The 26,697-nt window shown below is 45.4% G+C and carries 23 protein-coding genes and 1 pseudogene; 20 read left to right on the plus strand and 4 right to left on the minus strand.

The annotated features are described in order from the left end of the window. Positions 1-31 precede the first annotated feature (31 nt). Entirely contained in the window at positions 32-946 is a 915-nt protein-coding gene (locus tag BM415_RS01620) for a serine hydrolase domain-containing protein (RefSeq protein WP_091153874.1), read from the minus strand. A 153-nt stretch (positions 947-1,099) separates the two neighbouring features. On the opposite strand from BM415_RS01620, the pseudogene BM415_RS01625 reads away from it, so the two are divergent. The 5 genes and pseudogenes from BM415_RS01625 to BM415_RS01645 form a co-directional block, all read left to right on the plus strand. After that, positions 1,100-2,767, plus strand: a pseudogene (locus BM415_RS01625) (cellobiose phosphorylase); the annotation flags it as partial. A 210-nt stretch (positions 2,768-2,977) separates the two neighbouring features. Further along, entirely contained in the window at positions 2,978-3,943 is a 966-nt protein-coding gene (locus BM415_RS01630; protein ID WP_091153879.1) for a LacI family DNA-binding transcriptional regulator, read from the plus strand. A 189-nt stretch (positions 3,944-4,132) separates the two neighbouring features. Next, positions 4,133-4,552, plus strand: a complete 420-nt coding sequence (locus BM415_RS01635; protein ID WP_091153882.1) for an organic hydroperoxide resistance protein — start codon at positions 4,133-4,135, stop codon at positions 4,550-4,552. Between the two features lie 183 nt (positions 4,553-4,735). Beyond that, positions 4,736-5,041 carry a hypothetical protein gene (locus BM415_RS01640; RefSeq protein WP_091153884.1) on the plus strand — a complete coding sequence of 102 codons (306 nt, stop codon included), beginning with the start codon at positions 4,736-4,738 and terminating at the stop codon, positions 5,039-5,041. A gap of 94 nt (positions 5,042-5,135) precedes the next feature. Further along, positions 5,136-5,552, plus strand: a complete 417-nt coding sequence (locus BM415_RS01645; RefSeq protein WP_091153887.1) for a thiol-disulfide oxidoreductase DCC family protein — start codon at positions 5,136-5,138, stop codon at positions 5,550-5,552. Positions 5,553-5,704: 152 nt separating this feature from the next. Here BM415_RS01645 and BM415_RS01650 read toward each other — a convergent pair whose 3' ends face one another. Continuing rightward, the gene (locus BM415_RS01650; protein ID WP_244533242.1) at positions 5,705-6,409 is read right to left on the minus strand and encodes a thermonuclease family protein; all 705 of its coding nucleotides are present in this window, start codon (positions 6,407-6,409) and stop codon (positions 5,705-5,707) included. A 265-nt stretch (positions 6,410-6,674) separates the two neighbouring features. Between BM415_RS01650 and BM415_RS01655 the strand changes: the two genes are divergently transcribed. From BM415_RS01655 to BM415_RS01700, 10 genes are all read left to right on the plus strand, one after another. Beyond that, positions 6,675-7,877: a nucleotide-binding protein gene (locus BM415_RS01655; protein WP_091153892.1), complete on the plus strand. Its 1,203-nt coding sequence runs from the start codon at positions 6,675-6,677 to the stop codon at positions 7,875-7,877. Continuing rightward, positions 7,874-9,127 (plus strand): TadA family conjugal transfer-associated ATPase, encoded by a 1,254-nt coding sequence (locus BM415_RS01660; protein ID WP_091153895.1) that lies wholly within the window; start codon positions 7,874-7,876, stop codon positions 9,125-9,127. The genes BM415_RS01655 and BM415_RS01660 overlap by 4 nt, the downstream gene beginning before the upstream one ends. 8 nt (positions 9,128-9,135) lie before the next feature. Next, positions 9,136-9,930: a type II secretion system F family protein gene (locus BM415_RS01665; RefSeq protein ID WP_091158984.1), complete on the plus strand. Its 795-nt coding sequence runs from the start codon at positions 9,136-9,138 to the stop codon at positions 9,928-9,930. Between the two features lie 15 nt (positions 9,931-9,945). Next, on the plus strand, positions 9,946-10,818 hold the full coding sequence (locus tag BM415_RS01670; protein ID WP_091158985.1) for a type II secretion system F family protein: 873 nt from the start codon (positions 9,946-9,948) through the stop codon (positions 10,816-10,818). Positions 10,819-10,830: 12 nt separating this feature from the next. Then, on the plus strand, positions 10,831-11,016 hold the full coding sequence (locus tag BM415_RS01675; RefSeq protein WP_091153897.1) for a Flp1 family type IVb pilin: 186 nt from the start codon (positions 10,831-10,833) through the stop codon (positions 11,014-11,016). Next, the gene (locus BM415_RS01680; RefSeq protein ID WP_091153899.1) at positions 11,003-11,674 is read left to right on the plus strand and encodes a TadE family protein; all 672 of its coding nucleotides are present in this window, start codon (positions 11,003-11,005) and stop codon (positions 11,672-11,674) included. Before BM415_RS01675 ends, BM415_RS01680 begins: the two co-directional genes overlap by 14 nt. 6 nt (positions 11,675-11,680) lie before the next feature. Further along, a complete protein-coding gene (locus tag BM415_RS01685) occupies positions 11,681-13,894 on the plus strand; it encodes a TadE/TadG family type IV pilus assembly protein (protein WP_091153901.1) in 2,214 nt (737 codons plus the stop codon). 42 nt (positions 13,895-13,936) lie between these two features. Continuing rightward, complete coding sequence (locus tag BM415_RS01690; RefSeq protein WP_091153902.1) at positions 13,937-14,944, plus strand: TadE/TadG family type IV pilus assembly protein; 1,008 nt, start codon at positions 13,937-13,939, stop codon at positions 14,942-14,944. Positions 14,945-14,960: 16 nt separating this feature from the next. Further along, positions 14,961-15,515 (plus strand): A24 family peptidase, encoded by a 555-nt coding sequence (locus tag BM415_RS01695; protein WP_091153905.1) that lies wholly within the window; start codon positions 14,961-14,963, stop codon positions 15,513-15,515. A gap of 182 nt (positions 15,516-15,697) precedes the next feature. Continuing rightward, positions 15,698-17,653, plus strand: a complete 1,956-nt coding sequence (locus tag BM415_RS01700; RefSeq protein ID WP_091153907.1) for a DUF6382 domain-containing protein — start codon at positions 15,698-15,700, stop codon at positions 17,651-17,653. A 10-nt stretch (positions 17,654-17,663) separates the two neighbouring features. Here the strand turns inward: BM415_RS01700 and BM415_RS01705 are convergent, their stop codons facing one another. Together BM415_RS01705 and BM415_RS01710 are read right to left on the minus strand one after the other, a co-directional pair. Continuing rightward, positions 17,664-18,566, minus strand: a complete 903-nt coding sequence (locus BM415_RS01705; protein WP_091153909.1) for a TIGR01777 family oxidoreductase — start codon at positions 18,564-18,566, stop codon at positions 17,664-17,666. A gap of 197 nt (positions 18,567-18,763) precedes the next feature. Then, on the minus strand, positions 18,764-19,240 hold the full coding sequence (locus BM415_RS01710; RefSeq protein ID WP_091153912.1) for a DUF2621 domain-containing protein: 477 nt from the start codon (positions 19,238-19,240) through the stop codon (positions 18,764-18,766). A 400-nt stretch (positions 19,241-19,640) separates the two neighbouring features. On the opposite strand from BM415_RS01710, the gene BM415_RS01715 reads away from it, so the two are divergent. The 5 genes from BM415_RS01715 to BM415_RS01735 all read left to right on the plus strand — a co-directional run bounded on the left by BM415_RS01715 (position 19,641) and on the right by BM415_RS01735 (position 26,694). Continuing rightward, a complete protein-coding gene (locus tag BM415_RS01715) occupies positions 19,641-20,768 on the plus strand; it encodes a deoxyribonuclease IV (RefSeq protein ID WP_091153915.1) in 1,128 nt (375 codons plus the stop codon). Positions 20,769-20,799: 31 nt separating this feature from the next. After that, positions 20,800-21,696, plus strand: coding sequence for a formyltetrahydrofolate deformylase (purU, locus tag BM415_RS01720; RefSeq protein WP_091153917.1), 897 nt, complete (start codon positions 20,800-20,802; stop codon positions 21,694-21,696). Positions 21,697-22,269: 573 nt separating this feature from the next. Next, positions 22,270-24,321: a transketolase gene (gene tkt, locus BM415_RS01725; RefSeq protein ID WP_091153920.1), complete on the plus strand. Its 2,052-nt coding sequence runs from the start codon at positions 22,270-22,272 to the stop codon at positions 24,319-24,321. A gap of 260 nt (positions 24,322-24,581) precedes the next feature. Continuing rightward, the gene (locus BM415_RS01730) at positions 24,582-25,937 is read left to right on the plus strand and encodes a glucose-6-phosphate isomerase (protein ID WP_091153923.1); all 1,356 of its coding nucleotides are present in this window, start codon (positions 24,582-24,584) and stop codon (positions 25,935-25,937) included. Between the two features lie 124 nt (positions 25,938-26,061). Then, positions 26,062-26,694 (plus strand): YigZ family protein, encoded by a 633-nt coding sequence (locus BM415_RS01735; protein ID WP_091158987.1) that lies wholly within the window; start codon positions 26,062-26,064, stop codon positions 26,692-26,694. Positions 26,695-26,697 lie beyond the last annotated feature (3 nt).

A 26,697-nucleotide genomic window follows, 5' to 3' on the forward strand; every position in this document is an offset into this window, starting at 1 on the left:
AGAATCTCAAGTTTATTTTGGTTCAAGTGACTTAGTCTAGAATAGGCAGAACTTCTTCCCACACCGCGTCAAGGATAGACTGTATACGATCTTCCTCGCTGTTAACAGCAATCACGGCTCTTCGATCTGGAATGATGACGAGAAGCTGACCGTGTGCCCCATCTCCTCGATAAGCTCCATGGGAACACATCCAAAACTGACAGCCATAGCCGAGCGACCAGTCTCCTTCACCGACAGAATCAATATGCTTGCGTGTCACAAATTTAATCCATTCAGCAGGCACCAGCTGTCTGCCCTCATATACGCCCTCGTCCAGCAGCAATTGACCGAATCTGCTTAATTCTTCAGTGCTGATCACGAGGCCCGCGCATCCCAGTGTGACCCCAAGAGGCGAGGTTTCCCATTCGACATGATGTATACCGAGAGGATCAAACAAACGAGGCTTCAAATAACGGTGGACAGTCTCAGCGACTGCTGCTTGAATCAACGCCGAGATCATGAAGGTATCCCCGCTGCTGTAGGTGAACTGCTCACCGGGAGGTCTGTTCAGCGGCAGAGATAAGTAGTATTTGACCCAGTCCTTCTCAGCCAGTGATTTCCTCTCTGGCAGCCATAGCGGAGGAGAGTCATGTCCCGAAGACATCCGAAGCAAATCGTAAAGGGTGAGCTCATCAGGAGAAGGGATCATAGGGTCCTGAGAGCGATAAGTTGTATTATAGTTAAAAAATTCACCAAGCTTCGTATCTAGTGAGAGCTTTCCTTCCTCAATGGCAAGACCAGCGGCCATGCTCGTAAACGATTTGCTGATCGAATGCTGCTGACGACGTATGTCAAGGTCCTGGTTCCATTCTCCAACCGTCCTGCCATCCTGCAGTACACGAATCGAAAAGACGTTTAAGTCTTGCGATCTAATCTTCTCCACAAAGCCGCTTAATGTACGTATCATAGGTTCCTCCATTCCTGTTCCGCCAGCAATCATCTGACTCAGGATACATGAAAGTAAAAAGCTTCGAAACGTTTAGAATAGTGCTCTGAATTTCGTGAATTATGGTATTACAGGGGCATATGAAAGTCAATATCTCCAGGTAAGCTTTTTAGACTGTTTGAAATCGGATTTAACTACGTTCGATGGTATTATAAATTGAAGGATGACATGCTCGTCATCACGAATTTTACATCAGTGGACCGTCCAGAAGTTCAGCTTCAGATTCATTCTGAGAACGGCTGCAGCTATCGGTATTTGGTAACCAATCAGATGACAATGAATGTCAATGAATTTGAGGTACCCGTGCACTGTAGAGAGAAAGAAAGCAAGTTGATATTTACAGCAGATTCATCTGCCGTAAATCATGAGGTGTACCCTGAGCTAACCCATGCAATGTGGATTGATGGCGCGGAATTTCAGATTCATGATGAGACTTGTCTTGCAGAAGGGGTAATGCCGGGTGATGCATCTCTGACTGTTTTACAAATTTCGGATAGCCAGAATTGGACTTTAACGATGCAGGGATGGCTGGACGGTAAGTCACTATCCCCGGTTACTCCTAGTTTTACGGAAGAGAAAGAAAAGTATCGTGCATTTTTCCGCAGTGTAATGAATGGGTTCCATTTGAAATTTCCTGATCAAGAGCGCTCTAAAGCGTTATTCAAAGTTAATTCCCTTGCCTGGTGGTATACGCATAATATGCTGGTTCATTATTCGGTTCCGCACGGACTTGAACAATACGGAGGAGCTGCATGGGGGACGAGGGACGTATGCCAAGGTCCTGTGGAATATTTCATGGCGACACAGAAGTATGAACAAGTCCGAGATATTCTTAAAATGGTATATGCTCACCAATATAAGGACGAGGGAAATTGGCCGCAGTGGTTTATGTTTGACCGATATTACAAGATCCAGCAGGAAGAAAGTCATGGCGACATTATCGTATGGCCTCTGAAAGTGCTCAGTGATTATCTAATTGCTACACAAGATTACAGTATACTGAATGAGCGGGTTCCGTATACGTTAAAGCACAGCTTTATTTTTAGCAAAGAAACCTATACAATTCTGGAGCATATTCAGAAAGAAATAGGATATATCCAGAATCATTTCCTTCATGATACTTACCTTTCGTCCTATGGAGACGGAGATTGGGATGATACGCTGCAGCCGGCTAATGCCCAGCTCAAGCAGTACATGGTCAGCAGCTGGACAGTCGCTCTAACGTATCAAACGCTGCGGCAGCTGTCACGGGCGATGGAGTCTGTTCATGGTACCCTTGCCGAAGAGCTCCTGAGTATATCGGGAGGTATTAAGCGGGACTTCCAGAAGTACATGCTGAATACGAACGTTATACCGGGCTTCATCTATATGGAGAATCCAGAGGAAATAAAGCCTATGCTCCATCCTTCCGATATGGAGACGGGGATTCAGTATCGTCTGCTTCCGATGACGAGAAGTATGATCGCTGAATTGCTTAGTCCGGAGCAGGCCGAATCCCATTACGAATTGATTAAAAGACGTTTATTTTGCCCGGATGGCGTAAGACTGATGAACAGCCCCGCCTTTTATGCCGGAGGTGTAAGCACGCATTTCAAGCGGGCTGAGCAGGCGTCTAACTTTGGGCGTGAGGTTGGTCTCCAGTATGTTCATGCCCACATAAGGTACGTAGAGGCCATGGCAAAGCTTGGCTATAAGGATGAGGTGTGGAGCGGACTTGGTTTAATTAACCCGATTGGCATCACCGAAGTAGTTCCAAATGCTGAACTGCGGCAAAGTAATGCTAAATGGTAAGGAAGCAGAACCGATTCGGTTAGATCATCCATACGGGATGGCGGATTTCGGATTAAACGCGATATTCTGGAAGAAGAGCTGGATCAGCGGCAGAATGTAATTGATGTATATATGTGAATCAATCATTAGAATTAAAATTGATATCAAAGAAAGCTCTAAGCAAAAACAAGGCTTGGTTACAAATGAGGGAGCATAGGACTATTGGTCAGTATTAAGGACATTGCCAAAAAAGCCGGGGTTTCTATTTCTACGGTCTCTTATGCCCTTAATGGGAGCAACAAGGTGACGGACGAAACAAGCTCTAAAATTCTGGCCATTGCCAAAGAATTGAATTATGTGCCTAATGCGGCGGCACGGAATTTGAAGAAGCAGGAGACCAAAATCGTTGGTGTATTTCTGACGGACTTCCGCGGGGACGTGTATGGTGATCTTCTTCATGGTATGAAGGGGATCAGTAATTTACAGGGATACGATCTGATAGTATGCAGCGGAGAACAATCTCACAAAATACTGCCAGAGCGGATGATCGATGGTGCAATTATATTGGATCAGATGTTTGCAAGCGAGGAATTGTTGAAATATGCCGATTTGGGTCATAAAATCGTTGTGCTGGACCGCGAGCTCGATCATCCGAACATTAATCAGGTGCTCCTTGATAATAAAGCAGGCGCTACGCTTGCGATGGAGCATCTGATTGAACTTGGGCACAAGAAAATCTATGTGGTGACCGGTCCGGAAGGCTCTTATGATTCCATGCAGCGGATGAAAGCAGTGCGGATGGTTTCGGAGCGTTCTCAGGATGTGGAATGCATCGAGATTAGCGGAAACTTCGAGAAGACCGGAGGAGAGAAGGCTGCCGATCAGATTATAGCTGAATACAAAGAGCCTGCAGCTGTGTTCTGTCTTAATGATGAGATGGCCATTGGATTATGGAATCGTATATCGGAGACTGATCTGAAGATCGGCGAGCATATCCATTTGATCGGTTTTGACAACATTGAGCTGGCAGGTTATATGCAGCCGAGGCTATCTACCATTAACTACTCTAAGCAAAAGTGGGGAGCTCTCGCCGCGGAGCAGCTCCTTAAGCTGCTCTCCGGAGATATGGTCGAGAATGAGCGGATATACGTAACTTTGATTAAAGGAGAGTCTGCTAAGCGAGTGTGATTGATAATTATCGTGTTTAATTTATACATAACAAGGTTAAGAAAAAAACATAGGTAAGCGGATGGGGCAATAGATGTTGCATCAGATGATATATACAGCTTGCTATGGTTGGCTCTTGCCTTGTTTATGAATAACAGAGCAACGAGCAGTGCACGATAATCTAAGATTACAGAAGAGGGAGCGATTATAATGGAAGCATTGTATACAGCAACAGCGACAGTACGCGGTGGCAGAGACGGTAAATTCGAAACATCGGATGGGGTATTGCGTCATGACTTGTCGACTCCAAAGGAGCTCGGCGGTGCAGGCGGCAATGCAACGAATCCGGAGCAGCTGTTCGCAGCCGGATATGGAGCATGCTATGAGAGCGCACTTTCCAACATCGCCCGCAAAGAAGGCGTGAAGCTGAGTGATGTTGAAGTAACCAGCAACGTTATGATCGGTAAAGACCCGCAGGATGACGGCTTTCAGCTCGCTGTTCGTCTGGATGTCAAAATTCCGGGTATAGATCGTGCGCAGGCAGAGGATCTTGCTCAAAAAGCGCATGAGTTCTGCCCTTACTCCAAAGCGACACGCGGTAATATTCCGGTTGAGCTTAATGTAATCTAAGATCCATCCAATCGCGCTTAAGATGCCGGGGCTCTTGCATAATGCTGGAGTTCCCGGCTTTTTTATTGAAAATACAATGAAATATTTCAGATAGTAGGAAGGTTTCTTTATTTTTAGTGTATATGGATTTGACATCAGGGTTAAAATTCTTTAATATGACTAAGTACTAATGCGCTACGTGGCATGAATAAATTTGAAATCACAGGTGATTACATGTCTTATAGACCACAGATTGTAGACTTAACAACTGCCAGCCGAAATGAAGAAGCCGGACTTTACGAGTTTACAATGAAGCTCGCGGACGGAACACTGTGCCGTGTATTCTATTCCCGTGATAAGGAATGGAAAATGACAAGCATCAGCCGTCTTCAGAAGACACCTTGTCCGGTATGCCGCAAAGACTTTATCTGCAAGTGCATGGAGAAGTTTGCAGGCGAGATCCATGAGCAAATTCAAGATAATCAATTGATCGAACAAGCGACGAAGTAAGAAGTTGCTTCGATGACAAGCGACTAGGAAGAGCATCCTAGCGCTTTTTTTCTATATATAGGTATATGCATTCATTATAATACGGGAGAGATGAATGATGCAGAATTATAACGACAAGCATATTGTCCTCATCGATGGGGTGTGTCATTTATGCCAGGGCATAACAAAATGGATTATTCAGCGGGATCCGGAAGGTGTATTTTATTTTGCATCGCTTCAGTCTGAAGTAGGAAGGCATTTACTGGAGCAAGGGGGACTATCCGTGGATGCGCTGGACACCTTTGTATATATTGAAAAAGGAATATATCACACGCGCTCAACGGCTGCGCTAAAGGTAGCCCGAAGATTGAAGTTTCCTTATTTCTTGGCTTATGGATGCATCATTGTACCGAAGTTTATTCGAGATAGAGTGTATAACCTAGTTGCCCGCAATCGATATCGCTGGTTCGGACGAGATGGGGAAGATGCCTGTATGCTGCCGACACCGGAAATTCGGGAGCGATTTTTGTAATTACGCGTAAAAAATCCGTCCTTCAGAACATTTGAAGGACGGATTTTTTTCTGAGCTGAGAAAGCTATTAGAGTTGTACATGCTGCTAGAGCTGTAAACTTTTCCGGATTAGTCGTGTGTGGCTAATAAATTCAAGCGGCATCTCCACTGGGTTATTTTTTGGGTGCACGAAAACCGGCCAGTTCAGCCTCTTCTTCTGTACAGAACCATTCCTCAGGTATGGTTGCTGTGTATTGAGGGGACTCCTTGGTGTGGTATATTTTCTCTCCGCTGGAGTTGATATTACCTTTGATAGTACAAGAAAGATCGGGCTGTTGACCGGAATAGTCATTAGGTGCACTGTCGTCATTTGAACCTGAGGCAGGTTCGGATTTGTATTTTTCCTTGTGGAAGCCGTCTTCCTGGACATAATTTTCATATTCCCATATTCCAATGGCTTTGTTCTGGCTGTCTTTCTGTATGGCTTCGAATTGATCTACATACCGCACATTCGGCGGATAGATATAGGCGACTCGTGCATAGCCTTGTTCAAGCAGTGATTCCTGAAGCATGACACCATCGACATACACATAAGCAAGCAGTCTAGAATATTTATCCCGATTGGGCCCAATGTCAAACTCCAGCTCGATCTGGTCTGCTTGTTCAAGCGCCTGTTTGGTATACTCTTTCGCTTCATTACCCAGAGGCTGAACACCAAGCTTCGGATGAGAGGTTTCCGGGGTATCCACGAGCAGCATACGAACTGATTGGCTCTTGCCTTCGTACATGACATTGAATGTATCTCCATCTACGGCTCGATCCAGCGTAACGGGAACCCGTGGGAATTCATGTTCATCTTGCGGTGTACAACCCATCATGATTACGAAGATACATAGAATGCATAGGACTGCCCACTTCTTCGACATATTGATCACTCCATTCTAAGGTGTTGTTATGTAGGGAGCAGGCATCTCAATATTCTACTATATAATCAGAAAAAAGAGAACAAATGTTTGATTTGACAGAGAAGGATAATAAATTGTGCTTGCTCAGCATGGAATATTATGCTAATCTATCAATAAATTAAACAGCACGTGACGGAAGCACCGTCCATTTTACCGTATGAGATACGGGAGATGGACGGTGCTTTTTTTGTGCTCGAAGGGAGAGGTGCATCTGGTCATTAGGAAGGTAGTGCTGGCAAGTAGAACACGTGAGTACGTAGATGCAGTGCTTGATTATGTGCAAGGAAGCGAATATTCAAGGAAGTTTCATGTCACGGCCTTCTCGCAACCGGAAGCGATGATGAGATATATGAGTGAGCAGACTCGTGCATCGATGCCGGATTTGATTGTTGGTGAATTGGAATTTATAGAGCTGATGCGGGATGGATTAGATCAAGAGCGTGTCCCGATTCTATTACTGGCTGAGCAGCGTTCTACTGATGGAGACCTGCCCCTTGTGATGAAGTACCAGCCTTTGTTTGTTTTGCTTGGAGCTTGGGAAGAAGCTGTTTCAAACTCAGGCACCGTTCGTTTGGTGAGCAAATTATCCGGAGATGAGTCATTGGTGATTGGGGTCACGTCGGCATCCGGGGGCTGCGGCAAAACGACGGTTGCCTTAAACCTTGCGAAGCAACTAGGCCGTGCAGGATATTCAGTATTTTATTTGAATTTGGAGACACTCGACAGCACCAAGCCTTTCCTGCAGACAAGCCATCAGGCAGCGCGTGAAGAAGAGCTGGAAGAAGCCTTCTCAAGGCTAATGTATCTTATCAGAGCAAGGCGTTCAGGAGGAAAGGCTTCGGAACATAGAGTTGATATCAGATCCTACGTTATGTGGAATGAACAGATTAAATCACACTATTTCTACCCGGCCAGGAACCGGAATGAGATGCGTCAGCTCACGAAGTCGGATGTTTATGCCCTGCTAGAAGTCCTGATTGAATCAGAACAATATCAATATATCATTATTGACCATGACTCGGTATGGGATGAGAGAGCTGAAGCCTTAATGGATAGTTCCAATCTGCTGATCTGGCTTCTGTCTGATGATATCCTTACGTTAGGTAAGGCCTCGGAGTGGGTGAAGTATCAAGAGCAGCTTGATCCTACGAGGTATGCTCAAATTCAGGAGAAGTCCACATATGTCATTAATCGGTATACGGGAACGGTTGTGAATACGATGCCTGATGAGTATATACAAACCTGCTTTTATTTGCCATATATTCCTTCATGGAAGCAGATGAGAGAGCCGGAATTGCTGCTCGGGTCACCGATTTATCAAAAAGAAATGCGGAGATTATGCGAGGCTGCCGGAATATTGGAGAAGGAATATTCGTTATGAAGGATACTTCGTTTAGAGAACTAAGAAACTCGATTCGAGCAACTCTTGATGTCACTTCTGCGGCGGGTGACTCGGAGCTGATGGAGCATATTGAGGCAAGGGTATTCCACCATTCTGCGCTCACTCATTTAACCTCTGGTGAGAAGCATGCACTAATTAGAAGACTATATGATTCCTTTCGTGGTCTTGATGTGCTTCAGCCGCTGATTGACAATCCGCATATTACAGAAATTATGATCAATGGGCATACCGAGGTATTTATTGAAGAGCGTGGAGAAGTGCGCCAAGCACCTGTTATGTTTGAATCGGAAGAGCGGCTGCAGGATATCATTCAGACGATCGTCTCCGGTGTAAATAGAATCGTGAATGAATCCTCTCCAATCGTGGATGCCAGGCTAAAGGACGGTTCAAGGGTGAATATAGTGCTGCCGCCTGTCGCGTTAAAAGGGCCCACGATGACCATTCGGAAATTTCCGGACAAGCCAATGCGTATGGAGGACCTTATTCGAATAGGAGCCATTAGCGACGAAGCTGCAGAGCTGCTCAGAAAGCTTGTTCGAAGCAAATACAACATCTTTATCAGTGGAGGAACCGGGTCGGGGAAGACAACCTTCCTTAATGCATTGTCTCAGTTCATACCTCCAGACGAAAGAATCATTACAATAGAAGATTCAGCTGAGCTTCAGATCGTTACCGTTCCGAATCTCGTGTCGCTGGAGACACGCAATGCAAATACAGAGGGGAAAGGGGAGATATCCATTCGGGATTTAATCCGCTCCTCTCTGCGTATGCGTCCCAACCGAATCATTGTCGGTGAGGTCCGAGGAAGTGAGGCGCTGGATATGCTGCAGGCCATGAATACTGGACACGAAGGGAGTCTGTCCACGGGCCATGCAAACAGTATTCGGGATATGATCTCACGACTGGAAACAATGGTGCTCAGCGGAGCTGACTTGCCTGTTGCAGTGGTCAGACAGCAAATCAGTTCTGCTATCGATATTGTTATTCATTTATCACGTCTCCGGGACCGCTCCAGACGAGTGACGGAGATTAGTGAGGTTGTTGGCATGAAGGACGGGGAGATACAGCTGAATTCCTTGTACCGTTTCGAGGAGCTGCATGAAGTGAATGGACATATCAAAGGGCAGCTTGCACGTTCCTCCGGAATTCTTGTACATCAGGATAAACTCAAGGCGGCAGGGATTCAGGACCCTGTTCTTGAGGGGGAGAGTGAGGTAAGGAACGTATGAATCGTCAAATGGAAGCAGCGAGGATTGCAGATAAGACTGTGAAGGCTTCTGCTCTTCAGAAGCTACCACGTTATATGGAGCACACGTTGTCCTTTTGGCAGAGAGCCGGCTGTATCGCGGCAAGTGCCATTTTATTTTTCGGGATAGGCTATTTGTTTTACCATCACTGGATTCTGGGACTGCTTCTGTCAATCACTGCTCTTCTCACACCGAGATACTATAATGTCTATCTGCTTAACAAGAGGAGAGAGGCGCTTAGTCTTCATTTTAAACAGGCGCTGTATTCATTATCATCGTCTCTTGCTGCAGGTAAATCGGTGGAGAATGCTTTTCGTGAGGCGGTGCATGATCTTAGAATGCTGGACCCTCAAGCAGACCACGATCTTATTAAAGAGTTGATTATCATATGTACAAGGATGGAATATGGCGAACCCATTGAAGATGCATTAAGAGATTTTGCTGACCGTGCACAAATGGAGGATATCACTAATTTTGCGGATGTGTTTGTTACCTGCAAACGTACGGGTGGCGATTTGGTTGAAGTCGTACGCAGAACCTCATCCGTCATTGGAGAGAAGCTGGATATTAAGCAGGAAATCGCTGTGACCATTGCGCAGAAGAAGTTTGAATCCAAGGCCATGTTTGCAGCACCATTTTTATTTTTGATTTTTTTAAGCCTGACTTCACCCGATTTTCTGACACCATTGTATTCTGGGGCTGGATATATCATATCAAGTATCGCACTTCTTATCTTATTTGGCTGCTTCATCTGGGTTCAGCGCATTATGGATGTACGGGTGTAGGGAGAATAAAACATGATGATTACATGCAGTGTTATTACTGTCATTATACTCGCTCTAGGGTGGATCATCTTTAACCAACGGGCGGGCTCAAGATACCGCGTACTAGATTCTATCGAAATGAAAGGTATGCGTTTTCGAAGACTCCATGCTCCTTTTTTAAATTTAGTAGAGAAGCTGCAGATGACGAGAAGGCTGCCAATGCTGGTGTACCGGATACAGCACTCGGTGCAAAGAGTGTATGGTCTGAAGCATAGCAATGAGAAGACTTTAATGTTTATTGCGGAAATGCTCGTATACAGCTGGATGTCTCTTATCGCGGGGGCGCTGCTCACTTTGTGCCTTGAGGGAGATCCCTTAGGATTCATTGCCGGAGCATTGCTTGCAGGCGTAATTCCGTTTGCCCAAATGAAGGATCTGCATAACAAGGTTAAGCTGCGGGAGCAGGATATCTTAATGGAGCTTCCTGAATTTCTTAACAAAATTGTCCTGCTTGTTAGCGCCGGCGAGACGGTCCAAAGAGCGATTCTTCACTGCACGGAACGAAAAAAAGGTTCGGCTCACCCTCTCTATATCGAGCTGGGCCAGATGGTGGCAGAGTGGAACAATGGATACTCATTTCAACAGGCATTTGAGCAGTTCAGCAAACGATGTGGAGTCCAGGAGGTCTCCATTTTTACCACAACCGTGCTTCTGAATTTTAGACGAGGCGGGGGGGATTTTGTTCTTTCACTCCGTGATCTTTCGAGAGTGCTGTGGGACAAGCGCAAATCACTCAGCAGAACACGCGGTGAACAGGCTTCCTCCAAGCTGGTATTTCCAATGGTGGTGATCTTTTTGGTCATTGTCGTTATGGTTGGAGCACCGTCATTTATGATGATGAATTTATAGGGGGATACGATAATGTTAGCATTGTGCAAACGAAAAATGGCAGACTTTTGGAAGGAAGAGGATGGGTTGGGAACACTTGAGATGATCCTGATAATAGGTGTGATCTTGATCGTAGCTCTTATTTTTAAGGATCAGATCCAGGCTTTGGTTGAGAACCTGCTTGAGAGTGTTACGAACAAAAGTAATGAATTCTTCTAAAGGCAATAACCATTTGAAAGGAGAGGAGGGGAGCTTCACAATTGAAGCTTCTCTCGTATTTCCTGTCATTCTGTTGTCCTTGTGTGTGCTTATGTTTTTTTGTGTGCTGCTGTACCAGAAATCGGCACTTATGCAGTATGCTTCAGCAACAGCAGAACGTGCATCATATAGCTGGGATAACAGCCACAAAGACGCCAGGACCGGATCTTACCCGGAAGGTGAAGCTGATCCCCTGTATTGGCGTTTTGCAGACGATCATATGATTGGTGCGCTCTTCGGGTCAGTCAGCGGTGGTCAAATCACAAGGATGGAGCTTCCTGGAGGAGCTGCAAGTGACGATCTGCCCATCAAGAAGCTGAGTCAATCCGGAGCAGCTCTGCCAGTGTTGTACAGCGGTCAGATGGAATATGCGAATCAGATGCTGGATCGCCAAGTCTGGACCAAGCTGAACCAAAATGTGAGGCTGCCTATGGTCGATTTTTTATTCTCGGGTGATCAACGGATACAACATTCAGGCAAATCCACGGTTGTAGAGCCCGATGAATTCATTCGAAATGTAGAGCTTATGCGATATTACGGAGCAAGATTTGGGGGAATGGGTACACCGGGGAATCCTTCGGAGGTCGCACAGATTTTGCAAAAATTTGCTGGGATGTGAAAGAGCTTGTTTAGACGAGGTGACTCCGAGTCCGGAGCGGTGACTATATTTTTGGCAATGGTGCTTGCCGTCGTGTTCTTGTTTGTCGCTGTATTTATCGACTATGCCCGAATTGCTGCTATGAAAGTACAGGCTGAGAGACTGGTCCATGCTGCGGCTCGGTCCGTGATGTCCTCTTATATCCCTGAGCTTCAGGAAAGGTATGGGCTGTTCGCCCATGAAGGCGATCAAGGAGACTATGTTCTTGCCAAAGTGCTAAATGACAGTACTAAGCCCACGCCGCATGAGGATGGATTTCCTTTAATCGGTATGGAGGTTGTTCAGTCTGGACTTGCTCTTGAGCGGGAGCTTGGACAATTCGAGAACTTCAATCAGCAGATACAAGAGGAGATGAAATATAAGGCTCCAGTTGATTTTATGGTAGAGGCTGTGTCGAGGTTCAAACCGTTATCAGCGGAAATGAAGCAGGCTGCACATTCGGTAGATGTCCTGCGGAAGCTCCAGAAGCTGTATGACAAGCGTGAACGTCTGCTTGAAGAGGCAATTCAAAAAAGGCGAGAAGCCGCCAAAACGGCAGCACCCTTGGCCAAATTGGTGATGGACCCGCCGAGTACGTACTTTAGTGACAGTCAGCTCGGAGGGAGAATTGATAGCGCAGCAGATGCCTCTGCGAAGTATCGCGATTATTATTCGAAGTATACGGAAGATGAGGCCAGGGAACCGCTTGATCGAATATATATGTTTGAGCTGGGCGAATATCGGTCAGATGTGAATCGGATCGTGGCAAGCATTAATCGTGAGAATCAAGAGGCTCTCATGATACATCAGCAGGCATTGAGCCAAGCGAATGATCGAGTTGAGGAAGCCAAGAGTATAAATGAACAGATGAAGCAGGTCATTAAGGAAGGAGAGATGAGAGCGGCTAATGCCGCATACGATAACGTCGGTAAGGCCAAGACACCAGGTACAGGCGCTTCATCATCCGGTGTTGGCAGCTTCGGAGATGAACTTCGCAAGCAGACAGATCAGTTAGTCCGGAAGGACTCGGAGTTTGCTGAGTTTACAAATGGTCATGACGAGCAGCTAGGAGATTTTAAGGCGGCTCATCAATCGATTACTGTCTCTTCTAGCTCGATTAGTCTATTAAGTGATGGTGATTCTCATCGTAAAAGACAGCATGTTCTGACTGCGAACCGTGAAATACAGCAATATATCGCCAGATATGCTGCAGCCGGCAGCGGAAATGTGATCGATCAGGCTGCCAATCAGATTGATGATTACCATTCTGCAGACAAAGAAAGAGCCAAGGTGGACAAGCAGTCAGAGCAAAAGCTGAAGGAAGCGCAGAACAGAATCAAGCTGCTGGTTGCTACTGCCGGGATTGAGAAGGCAACAGAGCAATTCAAGCAGCTGGAAGGATATTATAACGAAAATATTAGCTTCAATCAGAATCAGGCAAGCGGTGCAGCTCCTTCGGAAAAACAGATTTCACAGGATCCCTATGATGCCGGAGGTGAGGCGATGGCAGATATGGATCAATTATTTGGTGGAATGTCGAATCTCCTTGATGTAGTAAGTGATGAGCTTTATCAGAATGAGTACGCTCTGCACTACTTCAAATCGGTTAACTTATCGATGATTGCTGGCAGCGATATGAATAATAGCACGATGAGTCCAGAAACGTTCTTTCTTCCGGAAAGTCAGGAGCTGGAATACATCATTTATGGATTCCACAATCCATACGGCAATATCGTAGCTGCTTATACAGAGGTATTTACGATTCGGCTTGCGATAAGAACAATGGAAGGCCTTGTTGAGAACAGCAAGCTTGGAAATCCGCTGCTCGTATTATCAAAAGCGATTCTCCATGGTCTTACAGAGGCTCTCGCTGATATGCAGAAGCTGGCGGATGAAGGTCAGGTAGAGCTGTCCAAGTATGCGAAGCAGATTTCGATTACATATAGAGATCATCTTCGATTGTTTTTACTGGCACACAGCAATAATGACAGGAAGATGTCTCGTATGAGTGCCATTATTCGCCTGAACACGAAGATCGACCTTAACAAGACGTACACGTATGCAGCTAGCCAGGCCGAAATGAGAATGAGGCTGTGGTTTCTACCTGGCATAATGAGAGCAATAGGGACTATGAGTGGTAGCGCCGACCGAATAGAGGATGGACACATTTATATTTCACTCCAATCAGACTATGCTTATTAACTGAATTGCTTCATAACCAGAGGAATTAGGGGTTTGACTATTATGGCATATACATGGAAAAGTCGAGAATCTTCTCAGAGATCCAAGGATAATATAGTCAATCGTGATGGGAAGGATCAAGGCAGCATTGTTGTTGAAGCGTCTCTGGTTCTACCTGTCTTTATATTCTTTATTGTGTTCTTGATCTACTTCGTTCAGATGACATTGTTCTCAACCGCATTGCAGACAGCAGCTTCCGAGACAGTCAAAAAAATATCGTCACATATCTATCCTGTAGCTATCGCCATAGAATCTGCCGGTTCGATAGAGTCAGGTATAGGAGAGGTGCTGCCCGGAGACTCACCTGCGGATGTACTCATGCCCAAGCTGTCGTTAACGGATTGGGTGACTGAATATGCATCCACTCTGCCTGACCCGATCGGATCATGGGCTTCCATGGCTGCTTCAAGCGGACAAGAGCCGCTGGATCATCTTCAGGCCTCGGTATCGGAGGCGGTTCTAGATCCGGTTATTAAACCGTTAATTCAACCGGTGATTGAGGATACGATACTTGAGTACGATTCTCTACACGTCAATGGAGTAGACATTCCTAATCTTCAGGACAAGTCCAATCCTTATTTTGGTATAGAACTCACCTACGAATTACCAATCAAAGTTCCGTTTCTGAATAAGAGCCTGCGGGTTCAGGCCGGTGCAACAGAAAGGATCTGGATTGGTGCTACAGACGAAGATGATCAAGGCACAAATGGGGATAGCGGCACTAAAGGCAGCGTAGAGATTATTGCCAAGCCCAATCCCGCTTATGTAGCCGGGCATGCGACGATACGTGCCAAAATAACACCTGGCGCGTCAGCCAACTTATCTGTCTTCTATAAGACAGGAGAGAGTTCAGCACAGCATGTGGGCTGGGCAACTGCGGACGAGAACGGATTCGTGGAATGGACATGGTTTGTGGGGACGAGAACGACGCCTGGGACTTGGCCATTTGTGATCGAGACTAGCGACGGTTCCAGAATTGAGGTAAGGTTTGACGTTGTCAAAAGATCATGACGAGAGAGGATAAGTAATGGAGATAGCTTATATAGCTTGTGGAGGTTTTGTCATAGCAGCGTTTATAACGGATATTCGGTCCATGCGGATACCTAATATCTTGACAATGTCTTCGATACTGAGCGGCTTGATTGTACATTTAATCTTGGGAGGAATTGCAGGCTTTAATACAGCGGCTATTGGTCTTGGAGTGGGCTTTGGACTGATGATAATACTATACCTTTTAGGTGCGGTAGGTGCGGGGGATGTTAAGATTTTTGGCGGTATTGGAGCTTGGACAGGGGCCTTGTTCACAATGCAAGTAATGTTGTATTCCATTCTCATATCCGGTGCAATTGGTCTTCTTATCTTGATATATAGAAGAAGAGCGGCCGTATTCAGAATGAGAATGAGAAGAAGCCACAGCGTTTTGATGTTTGTCCAGAGACTGACAAGGGCGGTTAGTGTCGGCAAGACGGGAAATGAAGGGGTTATAAGCGTTAACAGTACGGAGACATCGGTTCGATTTCCCTTTATGCTTGCCGTACTTCCCGGGGTAATCATTGGTTATGTACAAAATTTTCATTACTAGAATCAATTTTATAATGCCTTTGGCTGCTTGAATCAAGGGTATTTATAGATCAAAAATGATTTAATTTGTCTATATTTAGTCTCGAAATCACCTTTTTAATGAGTTATGAAATTGATTCACTATAAATAGGTTCGACAGAGCTATGGTCTGAAGGTATTTAGCAGATATGAAGGAGAGGTACCATGAAGGGGCTATCCAGAGATTTTATACATAACGACAGAGTGTTGATGATTGTGGGGAAGAAGGAAGGCATTGCAAGTAGCGACTTGAGCCAGGTCCAAGTAAACATGATTATGCATAATGATATTCCCGGGCACTTGAGAATGCAGATGAGGGATATCGATGGCACTATAACATTCAGCTATGATATTACGGGACGTAAAATGCTCTCTCACGTTGTGAAAAGTGAAAGGGTAACACTTTCTGCACTTTATAATTTGCTACTGCAGGTGACTCATACTTTGATCGATTGTCGTTTGTACATGCTGGATGAACGTCAATTTCTGCTGCATGAGGATTATATGTTTATGGAAGGTGAGATGGAAGAGGGGAAGATCAAAATTTGTTATGTGCCCTTTCAAGCACAGCCTGATCAGGAGAAGGTCTCCGAGCAGCTGTACCAGTTGATCGTAAGATTAATGCCTTATGTTACAGAGTTAAAGGGGAACGGGCTGCAGAGTGTGCTGCAATTATGCGCCGGAGATCATTTTCACCTGTCTGCATTAAACGAGTTGTTGCTTGAATTGTTGACGGAGCATACATTAGGTGGCGCACTCCCTCAGATGCACGACATGCGTAAATTACAGATGCTTCAAGCAGGTGAGACTCATATAACGCAAGCAAGCAATTCATCAGCACAACAATCACACGGTTCTCAATCACAAGGTTCTCAAGCACACGGCCCAAAAGCACGCAGCCCACAGGCACACAGTCCTATAGCATATAACCCACAGCCGCATCACGGAAATCCTCAGACAGAACAGCGTAGTTCTCAATTTCAAAGAACTGGTGATGCATATGCGCCGACGTTGCAGTCACGCTATCCGCAGGACGATGCGTTTCAGCACCAGAAGAAGATGCAGGCAAATAAGGCCGATGGTTCAAACGAGCATGAAATGAGGCTGCACATGGATATGCCGCTTGCCGCAGAAGGTTCTATTTTTACAGCGTTTGATACACCAAGCTTTGAACAATCAAATAGTGTTGCCTTGTCTTTAACAGAAGGGGATACGGTTAAGAAGCCTGTTAATCCAATGTATTACTGGCTTGCTTGTTTGCTGGCCTCATCTGTCGTATGGAGATTTATATACATGGATAGGCCCACTTCTACACGTCTCATCGTATGTATGGTGATTACCATCGTATTCGTGATTCTTGCCTATGTGTCTGCTCGGGGGATTCGTCTGCCTTCTTTTACAGTAAAAGACAAGTCTTCAGAGACCGACACGGGAGATCATTCATCCACTCTAACAGCAGCAAGGGACTGGCTTGTAGTCAGGAAGAAGGGGGAGTCTCGCGAGTGGTGGCGATGGAATAAGGGAAATATGGCTGCGGAAGCTGGCCTTGGGACTATGAATGCTTCAGCGAATGAGTCAGCTATATATGAGAGCTCGAATGACGTGACTCACAGCCGCTATGATATGCACAAGACAGCCATGGATCATTCAAATGATGTCATACAAGAAGATAGTGAAGGCTCTGATACCAGCTACTATGATTCGCTGAAGCATAACACCCAGATCCTATCTGCCGCAAAAGTACAGGCTACGGTGCTTCTATCTAAGATGGGACAGGAGACGACAAGCTCAAGTATGGCGAACGAGAGTATAGCTTATCTGGAACGCTGCTCACCAGAAGGAAGTGTGGATACAATCCCTGTTGGCAAAGGCAGCTTCATCATCGGAAGGTCCAATGACGTCGCCAGTTATGTTGAAGCAGGAGTCGGCACTTCCCGTGCTCATGTAGAGATCAGCAGATCGGATTCAGGGTACGTAGTCAAAGATTTAAATTCAGTGAACGGAACTTTGTTTCAGGATGAAGCGATGGTTCCTTACAAAGAATACATTCTCCAAGATGGAGACAGCTTCGTTATAGCCAAGGCAAAGTATACTTTTCATCTTAATATTTCGCATCATTGAATTAGCTAAGTTAACTTCGTATCTCATGCACAATGGCTTTTGGGAGTTCCGGGTAGTTGAATGTAAAATGGTAATTCTGTGCCTTCTGCGGCAGAACCTTCTGTCCCTTAAGTATAAGGAAGGACATCTCACCAAGGACCGTCTTTAGTACAAAGGAAGGTAGAGGGAACCAATGGGGCCTGTGGAGAACTTGTCCGATGGTTTTGCCGAACTCATCATTGCTCACCGGATAAGGGGCTGTCGCATTCAGCGGCCCTGAAATTTGTTCATGCTGAACAGCAAAATCAATCAATCGCACCATATCCGCAATATGAATCCAGGACATGTACTGTCTTCCACTGCCAATCGGTCCGCCGACGCCTAACTTATATGGAAGCTGCATAAGTGGAAAAGCGCCCTTGCTACCCAGTACTAGACCGGTTCTTACAATAACTAATCTGGAATAGTCCAATCTCTGTTTAGCTGCATTTTCCCATTGATGACACACATCAGATAAGAAATCTATAGGCTCAATTGAAGAGGCTTCCGTATATATTTGGGTATCTGAGGTTCCATATATACCGATCGCTGAGGATTGTACAATAACCTTCGGCTTAGACTCCAATCGATCTAACACATCAGCCAGTTGGTGAACAGAATGTAGCCGTGACTGAAGAATTCTCTGCTTTACTTTGTCGGACCAGCGCTGGTTCAAACTTTCTCCGGCCAAATTAACGACTCCGTCCAAGGACTCCAGCGTGCTGGGGTCCTTATTGATCTGTTCCCAGGTGACATAAGAGATTCCCCGGCTCGCAGAATCTCTCGCCTTATCTGCATTCCGGGTAATGATCATAACCTGATGGCCTTGTTCTTGCCATAGATTCGCGAGATGACTTCCGATGAATCCCGTTCCTCCACTGATTGCATAATTCATGGTCTCTAGTCCTCCTGACTTGAAAAAAAGACAAGCCTCCTGCTTCGTGTTCCCTTGGACGGCATGGATTACGCCAATGCTTAGTTAACCCAAGACAACCTAATACAGAGGCTGACTGTTGTTTAAGACACATTACCTTCCAATAAGCATTTGATGAACGAAAATTTCATATGATCTCCATATTGGAGTGCTGCTCGTTATTTATTCATTAAATGTTTGTATGGCTGATAATCAATCTGTTTCTTGTCGAGGAAATGAATCAGAAATTTATTATCTCTGGAGGGTGTCGCCACGATATAACCCTTGATGCAGTGATCTCGGGTAACTTCGGCAGCGCCGCACTCCAAAGCGATCTTTCCAATCTCGGCGGCAATAGAGTGCTTCGCGATATCCCGGAAGGGTCCTGGAACAGGCTGTACCAGCTCATCTAAGAATGATTTGGCATCCTCTGTCCATAAGTGCCGGCTTGACTCGACCCAGTGGTTCTGCCAGTCCAGCTTGGATTTGCCGTCAGCCTTTGGAAGCACCTTGAGAAATTTGCGAAACATAAAAAATCCGCCAATGACCATAGAACCTAACAGGATAAAGGTCCAGAATGCAATCGAGTTCATAAACCAGTTATTGATGACTGGAACAGACAGCGTTAACTTATCATTTAACAAGAGAAAGTCCATTTGCTTCACCTCTAAGTTTCAATAGAATAAGAGACAGGCCACAGAAATTAACGAACATAGCTAACGTATTATAAATTTGAGTCATACTATGAAAATAAGGATTTTGCATAAATCCTGAAATAAATCTATCAGGTTTAAAATGGCATAAATATGTAAATGAATTTTTCATGAGACATTAGAGAAGGTTTATTGTAAAAAATGCCCTGTTATAGAAATTATATCGCACACAGGCTTCTTTTTCGATAGCTTCCTTCACGCTTTCATTTCTTGATGATATTGCTTGACCTCCTCAATCAAGTTACAATAAGCAATAAATCTTTGGATACAGTACTTGTGTTCATTCTATTAACTTGGATATTGCACAATCCTAAATCCTAAATTATAGGGGGAGTAAATTAAGATGCTCAAAATAGGTTCCCACGTTTCCTTTTCAGGTAAGGGTCTGCTGACAGCTACGGAAGAAGCGGCAAGCTACGGTTCTTCTTCGTTCATGATATATACAGGAGCTCCGCAAAATACACGCCGTAAACCGATGGAGACGATGTTTATCGAAGAAGGCAAGCAAGCCATGCTTAGCGGAGGCTTCGAGGATATTGTAGTCCATGCACCATACATTATTAATCTGGGTTCATACAAGGACAACACTTATGAGCTTGCGGTCAGCTTCCTGCAGGAAGAGATTCGTCGTACCCACGCGATTGGGGTTAAGAACATCGTTCTTCACCCGGGTGCTTTTACAGATAAGGATGCAGAATATGGCATTCAGCGTATTGCCGAGGGCTTGAATGAGGTGCTGAACGGTGTGCGTGAAACGGATGTCAACATAGCCCTTGAAACGATGGCTGGCAAAGGCACAGAGATGGGCCGCAGCTTCGAAGAGATCGCACAAATTATTGATAAAGTCGAGCATAACGAGCGACTGACCATATGTATGGATACTTGCCATATTCATGATGCCGGCTATGATATCGTCAATGATCTGGATGGTGTGCTTGAGCAGTTTGACCGCACCGTAGGATTAGACCGGATCGCTGTGGTGCATATCAATGACAGCAAGAACCCTACAGGTGCACGGAAGGACAGACATGCTCCGATCGGCTCCGGCTGGATTGGTTTTGATACCATTCATCGAATTGTTCATCATGAACTGCTTGCTGGTCGCCCATTCATTCTTGAAACGCCGTGGATCGGTAAAGATGCGAAGACGCAGCGTCCAATGTATGAAGCGGAAATTGCGCTGCTTCGCGGCAATGTAACGGAACGGTTTGGCAACGCTTTTTGGGGAGATGTAGAGAAGCTGGACCATTTCTTCAACGGACAGGATATTCATTCACGCAGCTTTATTCTAGACACATGGACTGTACTCAAGAATGATGCCAAAGCCAAGAAGGCTGACCCGCGGGAACCACTGGAGCGTTTATATGATCTTGCTGCCGGTGCAGACCTGTTCCCTGAGCTGTCTGAGGAGGCACTGAATCATCGCCTGGTTGCCTGGCTTGCAGGCAAGGAAGCTATGGTCAAAGCATAGGAGTTATATCAAGGGGGAGAGTATTTTCACAATGGATATTCATACTAAAAACGTAACTGCACACCCAGCACACGAACACCCGGATCGTGCTCGAATGCTGATTTCTTGTCCTGATGGTCCGGGAATCGTGGCCACGGTCTCCAAATTTCTATTCGAGCACGGAGCCAATATCGTTCAATCCGATCAATATTCAATGAACCCGGATGGCGGTATGTTCTTTATGCGTGTAGAATTTGATCTGCCTCAGCTAATGGGTCGTCTTCCTCAGCTGGAAGCTGACTTTGGAGCAATTGCTTCCCAGTTCAAAATGGAATGGAAAATCTCCAGCGTAAGCCGCCGGAAAAAGCTGGCGATCTTCGTGTCCAAAGAGGATCATTGTCTGGTAGAGCTTCTCTGGCAATGGCAAGCCGGTGATCTGGATGCAGAAATTGCGCTTGTTGTAAGCAATCATCTAGATATGAAGGCTTATGTAGAGTCCTTCGGTATCCCTTATCATCATATTCCGGTGACACCGGATACAAAAAAAGAAGCAGAGCAGCGTCAGCTTGAAGTGATCGGCGCAGACATTGATGTCATTATCCTTGCCCGCTATATGCAGATCATTTCACCAACATTTATCGAACATTTCCGCAATCGCATCATCAATATCCATCATTCCTTCCTTCCTGCGTTTGTCGGCGGCAAGCCATATGCCCAAGCTTACAAACGGGGAGTTAAACTGATTGGAGCTACAGCCCATTACGTTACAGAAGAGCTGGATGGAGGGCCGATCATTGAACAGGACGTTGAACGTGTAAGCCATCGGGATGATGTACCCGAGCTGAAGCGGATCGGCCGCAATATTGAACGAGTTGTCCTTGCGAGAGCTGTAAAATGGCATGTAGAGGATCGTGTTCTCGTTCATGAGAACAAGACCGTTGTATTTTAATCTATTAAAACCCAATATAGAGTAACAGGAAGAATCGCCCGGTGACGTGAGCCGCGGCGATTTTTTTTGCTATGCGACCCGAAATTGTTGTGTGTTCCAGAGTTTTTGTCATGTTCCAGAAATATTCGTATATGAATCAATTTCATAATACTTTTAGCTGCTTATGTGTTATGAAATTGATTCTTTTACGCGGAGTTTGTTTTGGTTTAATGAAAGTCGGATAATGTAGAAGAGAACTGTCTTATTAGGATTGATGCATAAGTCTTGTTTACAAAAATTTTGCTATTTTTCATTGCCTATTTTTGTATTCCTTCCAATCAGGTATGCTTTTCTCCAAAGAGGAGATACTTTTGTCGATGTGTGGATGAAATTTATTGGATGTGAAGAACGGTATGGAAAAACTGGACGTGAAGTGATACAATAGCAAACGAATAAGTCAAATTGAAACATTCAAGCGGATTAACTTGCTTTAAATCAACTCGTTTGTCATTTTAAGTTAAGTTTTAAGTCGCCTGAGTGTAAGTCCGTTTGCTTATCCTGACATCTTTTTTGAGATTATGAGGAGGACAAAAAATGACTGATCAACAAACGAAAGAACAAAGCATTCACAAGAATGAAAATTCGACAATCGATAACTTGTCTATTACTACAGTACGTACTCTAGCGATTGACGCAATTGAGAAAGCCAAATCCGGTCATCCGGGTATGCCAATGGGTTCTGCGCCAATGGGTTACCAATTGTTTGCAAAAACAATGAACCATAACCCTGCGAATCCAACTTGGATTAACCGTGACCGTTTTGTGCTGTCTGCAGGTCATGGCTCCATGCTGCTGTACAGCCTGCTGCACCTGAGCGGATATGATCTTCCTATGGAAGAAATCAAGCAATTCCGTCAATGGGGAAGTCTGACTCCAGGTCACCCTGAGTTTGGTCATACTGCAGGTGTCGACGCGACTACAGGTCCGCTGGGACAAGGTATTGCAATGGCAGTAGGTATGGCGATGGCTGAAGCTCAGCTGGGTGCGACTTACAACAAAGATAAATTTGATATCGTAAACCACTTTACTTATGCGATCTGCGGCGACGGCGACCTCATGGAAGGGGTTTCCCATGAAGCAGCATCTCTTGCGTCTCACTTGAAGCTTGGCAAACTCGTTGTATTGTACGATTCCAACGATATTTCTCTTGATGGCGAACTGAACCTCTCCTTCTCTGAAAGTGTACAAAAACGCTTTGAAGGTTACGGCTGGCAAGTTCTTCGCGTAGAAGACGGAAACGATCTGCCTGCGGTAGAAAAAGCGATCAAGGAAGCTCAAGCTGATCTCAGCCGTCCTACGTTGATTGAAGTGAAGACCGTAATTGGTTACGGCAGCCCGAACAAACAAGGTAAAGGCGGTCATGGCGGTACACACGGTTCACCACTGGGTGCTGAGGAAGCGAAGCTGACGAAAGACTTCTACAAATGGGTATATGAAGAAGATTTCTTCGTTCCAGACGAAGTTCGTGCTCATTTCGCACAAGTTAAAGAACGCGGAATTGAAACGAACAAAGCATGGGATGCGCAATTTGCTGAGTACAAGAAAGCTTACCCTGAGCTTGCAGCTCAGTTCGAAACCGCAGTAGCTGGCGAGCTTCCAGAAGGATGGGATCGTGACCTTCCTAAGTACAGTGCCGAAGACAAAGCAGTATCCACTCGCGTTGCTTCCGGTAATGCACTGAACGGACTGGCTCCAAACGTTCTTAACCTGACAGGCGGATCTGCTGACCTTGAGAGCTCTACCATGACACACCTGAACAACATTGCACAGTTCACACCTGCAGACTATTCCGGCCGTAACATCTACTTCGGTGTACGTGAGTTCGGTATGGCAGCAGCAATGAACGGTATGGCGCTGCATGGCGGCGTTAAAGTATTCGGAGGTACGTTCTTCGTATTTACTGACTACCTGCGTCCAGCTGTACGCTTGTCTGCAATTATGAATCTGCCTGTAACTTATGTTCTTACACATGACAGTATCGCTGTTGGTGAAGACGGTCCTACGCATGAGCCGATCGAGCAGCTTGCTTCCCTGCGTATTATCCCTAACCTGACTGTGATCCGTCCTGCTGACGGTAACGAAACTTCTGCAGCATGGGCTTATGCTGTTGAGAACAAAAAGAATCCGGTAGCTCTGGTATTGACTCGTCAAAACCTGCCGATCCTTGCTGGAACAGTAGACGCTGCTCGTGAAGGAATCAAACGCGGAGCATACGTTGTATCCGAAGCAAAAGACGGCAAAGCCGTTGCACAAATCATTGCTACAGGTTCCGAAGTTCAGCTTGCAGTCAAAGCTCAAGAAGCGCTTGCCGAAGAAGGTATTGCGGTACGTGTTATCAGCATGCCGAGCTGGGATCTGTTCGAGAAACAAGACAAAGCTTACAAAGAATCCGTTATTCTTCCGGATGTTAAAGCTCGTCTTGCTATTGAAATGGCTCATCCAATGGGCTGGGAGAAATATGTTGGCGACGCTGGAGATATCCTCGGAATCTCTACATTCGGTGCATCTGCGCCTGGCGATCGCGTAATTAAAGAATATGGCTTCACTGTTGAGAATGTTGTCAGCCGCATCAAAGCATTGCTGTAATTGACAACAAGCTGCACACAACAAGAGCTTAAGTAAATAGGTAAAGCTGCCCATACGGCAGCTTTACCCTTTTTAAATAACGTGACTATTGTCATGTGAGCGCGTAGCACCAGCACTTTATTAGGCTCCCATTCGGTCAGAATGACGGATGCCTGTTAACTTGCCAGCTTATACAATTTACAGTATTCTAAGTCATAAGTTGTTCCTTGGCTTAGTTTTCATTAGTGAGGAATCAACTTTATAGGGAGGTAATTATTATCATGGCAAAAAAAGTAACGTTTGATTATAGTAAAGCACTTGAATTTGTTGGACAGCATGAAGTGGACTATTTCGCAGAGCCGATTCGTCTTGCACATGAACAGCTTCATAACGGAACAGGAACAGGTTCCGATTATCTTGGCTGGATCGATCTGCCGACAAATTATGATAAAGAGGAATTCTCTCGTATTCAAAAAGCGGCTGCGAAGATCCAAAGCGACTCTGATGTGCTGATCGTCATCGGTATTGGTGGTTCTTACCTCGGTGCACGCGCAGCGATTGAAATGCTGTCTCATTCCTTCTACAATGAGCTGCCGAAAGAGAAGCGCAAAACACCAGAGATCTATTTCGCAGGTAACAATATAAGCTCTACATATGTCAACCATTTGCTTGAGCTTATCGAAGGTAAAGACTTCTCCGTGAACGTCATTTCCAAATCCGGTACGACAACAGAACCGGCGATTGCTTTCCGTATATTCCGCGCAGCGCTGGAGAAGAAATACGGCAAAGAAGAAGCTCGTAAGCGCATCTATGCAACGACAGACCAAGCAAAAGGCGCACTCAAAAAACTGGCGACTGAGGAAGGCTATGAGTCCTTTATCATTCCGGACGATGTAGGTGGCCGTTATTCGGTACTTACAGCGGTAGGACTTCTTCCGATTGCTACAGCGGGTATCAGCATTGAAGAAATGATGCAAGGTGCTGCTGACGCTTCAAAAGAATACAGCAATCCGAACGTAGCCGAGAACCAAAGCTATCAATATGCGGCTGTTCGTAACGCGCTATACCGTAAAGGCAAGGGTACAGAAATTCTCGTGAACTACGAGCCGTCTCTGCACTTTGTATCCGAGTGGTGGAAGCAGCTGTACGGGGAGAGCGAAGGGAAGGATTTCAAAGGAATCTATCCTGCTTCTGTCGACTTCTCTACAGACCTTCACTCCATGGGTCAATTCATCCAGGAAGGAAGCCGCAATATCTTCGAAACGGTCATTCAAGTCGAAGAGGTTCCAAGCCATATTACGATTGAATCCGATCCGGACGATCTGGATGGACTGAACTTCCTGGAAGGCAAAACGATGGACTTCGTTAACAAAAAAGCGTTCCAAGGAACACTGCTCGCGCATACAGACGGACAAGTACCGAATCTTATCGTAAATATTCCAGATATGACTCCATATTCTTTCGGATATCTGGTATACTTCTTTGAAAAAGCTTGTGGCATCAGCGGTTACCTGCTTGGCGTGAATCCATTTGACCAGCCAGGGGTTGAAGCTTACAAGAAGAACATGTTTGCTCTCCTTGGCAAGCCTGGCTACGAAGAAGAAAAAGCGAAGCTTGAAGCAAGACTATCTGAATAATCAAGGGTATCAGGAATATATGTAAATTACGTGTTTAACTAAGAAAGCAGTTCACCCGCACTTGGATGAGCTGCTTTCTTAAAAATATAAATCTAGTTATGTTAGCAGAAAGGTAGTAGAAATGATGATTGAGCGTTACCGTACGGTTCGAATGTCGGGAGATAAGGAAATTGTAATCAAGAAATCGCGTTTCATCGGCCATATCAAGCCTGTGGAAACCGAGGAGGAAGCAGTTTCTTTTATCGAAGAAATCAAGAAAAAGCATTGGAATGCAACGCATAACTGTTCAGCCTATATGATCGGTGAGCGTGATGAGATTCAGAAGCAGTCCGATGACGGCGAACCAAGCGGAACCGCAGGTAAACCAATATTGGAGGTGATCAAGAACCAGAGGCTCAAAAATGTCGCCATTGTCGTTACTAGATATTTTGGCGGTATTATGCTTGGTGCAGGCGGTCTTATCCGTGCATATACCGACGGTGCGGTTGCTGCCATTGAAGCCGGTGAAGCCATTAAGAAGGTGCTGCATCGCGAAGTATTTGTAGAGATTGATTACACGTGGCTTGGAAAAGTGGAGAATGAGCTGAGAGGCAGAGAGACTCGGATGGGTGAAACAACATTTACTGACAAAGTCAGGCTGACATGTCTTCCAGTCGATAGTGAAGCAGAGCGTTTTATAGATTTTGTGATCGATCTAACACAAGGTCAATCTGTAATCACGGAGGGACAGCAGCTTTATTTTATTGAAGGGGAATAAGAT

The organism is Paenibacillus sp. 453mf, assembly GCF_900116105.1.
Taxonomy (GTDB): Bacteria; Bacillota; Bacilli; order Paenibacillales; family Paenibacillaceae; genus Paenibacillus; species Paenibacillus provencensis.